At 54.9% G+C, this 2,953-nt stretch carries 3 protein-coding genes; all 3 read right to left on the bottom strand.

Annotated features, from left to right (window positions below; translation table 11 throughout):
- A partial coding sequence (locus ABD892_RS05200) for a hypothetical protein (RefSeq protein ID WP_345194334.1) occupies nt 1-353 on the bottom strand: 353 nt, incomplete at its 3' end.
- Complete coding sequence (locus ABD892_RS05195; RefSeq protein WP_345194333.1) at nt 353-1,396, bottom strand: hypothetical protein; 1,044 nt, start codon at nt 1,394-1,396, stop codon at nt 353-355. The genes ABD892_RS05195 and ABD892_RS05200, both read right to left, overlap by 1 nt.
- On the bottom strand, nt 1,396-2,953 hold a 1,558-nt coding region (locus ABD892_RS05190), incomplete at its 5' end, for a hypothetical protein (RefSeq protein ID WP_345194332.1). The genes ABD892_RS05190 and ABD892_RS05195, both read right to left, overlap by 1 nt.

Raw genomic sequence — 2,953 nt, 5'->3', positions numbered from 1 at the left:
ACAATGTAACGGGTATTCACCTGCCAGGTATCGCCATAGTCATCCATGGCAAGCACCAGTACCGGTTCTGCAAAGCCGTTCAGATCAATCTCGAAACTGCCATCGGTTCCACTCTGACCGCTCGCGATAATAGTACGCTCCGGCAATAGACCTTGCCGCTGTTGTTGACGGTATGAGACGACCACAATCTCATTGACTGCCGGTTCGCCGTTTAACGACACCGTGCCACTGACAAAGGTCTGCGCCGCATCCGGTGATGGGACATCAAGCACAATATTGGCGGCAGCCGGTGCGCCATACCCGCCCTGTACTGATAACACCAGTGCGTTCGGGTTTGGAATATAACTGCCCATCAGCCAAGCATCCTTTTCGGCGTGACCGGTCCGTGCAGTATGGGTTGGCGGAGTTTATGGGCTTCAAAGATGGCGGTACCGCTGGCCAGCTGATCCGTCGGCCAAGGATCGGCAGGAAGTGTTGTATCTGTCGTACCAGCCTGAATACAGAAATAGCGATAGCCATTGGGTGTTTGGGGATGGGTAATCGCACCAACACTGTAAGCTGTGTCAGCCTTCATCAGGCTACCGTACTCATCAAAGGCATACACCAGAATCCCATCGGTGTAGGGGCTGGTGATCAGCTCAAAGCTGCCATCGCCTGCGCTATCGAGCTGTGCGATCAGTTCATGGCGTTGCATAGTCACTGCCCTGACCGTTCTAGGTACAGGGCTGCCGTCGACTAATGTGGTACCCAGCACATGGGTATAGCGACTGTAGTCGCCGGTCTGGGGGATCAGAGATGGAACACTCCCTGCCGTCAGATTCCAGAGGGCAGGATCCAGGTTTACGTATTCCGCCGGATCATAGATATCGCTGATCAGGACACCGTCGTTGTTATTGGGGTCACGATCCATGGCCACATAACAGCCGCTGGTATCAAAGCCTCCCTGGTTGGCGATGTGCTTGAGCGTTGCCAGACCACTGAGCACGACGTTCTGGTAAACCGGTTGTCCCTGTGGCCAATCACGAGACAGGTAAACATCATTGTTATGCTGCCAATGAACTCGCACATTCTGTAGTACCGCCCCGTTGTAGCAAGTCTGGTGCAGCCCGGTGGTAAGACCACTGACAATGTAGAATTCAATATTGCGGATATCGCCACTGCCCCAGAAGTGCCAGTAATTACCACAGGTCATGTTGATGACCTTGTGGCCCTTGCCGTCCAGATGGAAACTGCCGCCATTGTCGTTTTGGCTGAGATAGCGACCCTCCATATCAAGATCGGTGGTCAACTCGTAGTAATAGTTCTCCGAGTGATGCCAGACAGACTCAAAATCCTCCGGTGTCTGGATCAGGAAAGGATTGATCTGACTGCCATTGCCGATTGCAAGGGTTGCCATTAGTCTGCATCCCCCCGAATCTGCAAAGTGAAACGGTCATCGTCCGTAGTGCCCTGTCCTGATAAAACGGTTCGCACCAACCAACAGGGGGCTAATGCGCCGGTGGTGTTAAAGCGCAGGACATTACCGCTACTCCAGCCAGTGCCCCAGCCGTCAAAGCGGATGATGAAATACGGTACATGGGTTTCCGGGTTCAGGGGTGCGCAATCGCTGCTGGTAGAACCGCTCGCGATAATGCCGAGGTTTTCTTCCACGACCTGAAAGGTACTACTGCTGGTGAAAATGATCGCCCAGTGGCCATCTACCGCACCTTTGTTGCTGACCTCGATGGGATAGTTGATCAGGTTGTACTGCGCCGTGGTGTCGTCCCCGATGCGATGGTTGCTCCAATTGGGCTCACCGCTATCCCAGGTGCGTTGAGTGAACTCGTCGTGTACCCGGGATTGCAGATCACCATACACGACAGCGCTGCTGACCAGTGTTTCATCTGCCGGAAACTCCCACGCCAACGGGGTGGCCAGGCTGAGATCCCCACTGATCTGCACATCGCTGACCAGCGCCATCTGTTCAATGCGGTCATGAATGGTGAGTGTACCGGCCAGATCCTTTACAAAGGTGACGGTGCCTGTTTCCAGATCTACAGCGTAATCCGCACTGTTGATTGGAGTGTCGGAGTCGTCAGTTACCGTCATTTCAGCCTGATGATTCCGACTTAACGCGACTGTTTGCCCAGCCGTGGGTGAGTTCACCGTGGTGGTACCGGTATGAGCCAGCACCACCACATCACCGGGTCGATAAATGGGCACCCTGCCATCAGCAGGCAGACGTACCGGATCCAAACCTATCAGTTCGCTATCCAACGGGATACTGGTCAGCACCACACTGTTGAAACGGATGGACTGCGGGATGACATGGATGGGATTGACGCCATCGGTGAATGCCACCTGACACCAGCCGCTCTGGTAATCGATATAACCCAGCATCTCCGGACTGCTGATCAGCCCATTGTTATCTGCCTGGGAGCTGATGGTGGCTCCGGTATCGGCACGCAGGGCACTGATTTGCAAACTGGCGCTGCGGATCGGTGCGCCGGGGGTGCGAAAGGCGACCCTGTCCGTCTGATAACCCGCCGCCGTTGTGGCAGAGGCCAACAGATTGACTGCAGGACTGGCACCATCCGGCCATTGGCTGAGGGTCACCTGTGCGCCGGTGTAATCAATGCTGCCGACGATAGTCCCCGCATTGGTAGCGGTGGAGAGATTCCGGATAATGGCACCATCCCGGTCCTGATAGAACGCCCCGCCAAACTCAAACATCACGGAGCCCGGCACCAAAGGTTCTGACGTATTGGGCAATAGACGGATAACCAAATCCGGCACAGTGACACTTTCGGTTTCGGGAAGATGAGACAGAGCGTTCTCTTGGGCCACCACTGACATCGTATTGCCTTGGTAAGTTTCCGTCAGTGTGGTGCTGTCGCCCTCGATGCGCTGTCGGGTATAGACCTTGCCAGCGACCTCGAAATCATAGGCGTTGATCTTGTAGGTTTGATAGCTG

Source organism: Kistimonas scapharcae (assembly GCF_039540975.1).
In the GTDB taxonomy this organism is placed as follows: domain Bacteria; phylum Pseudomonadota; class Gammaproteobacteria; order Pseudomonadales; family Endozoicomonadaceae; genus Kistimonas; species Kistimonas scapharcae.
The sequence above is the reverse complement of the archived record's forward strand: the minus strand, read 5'-3'. Positions and strand labels throughout refer to the sequence as shown.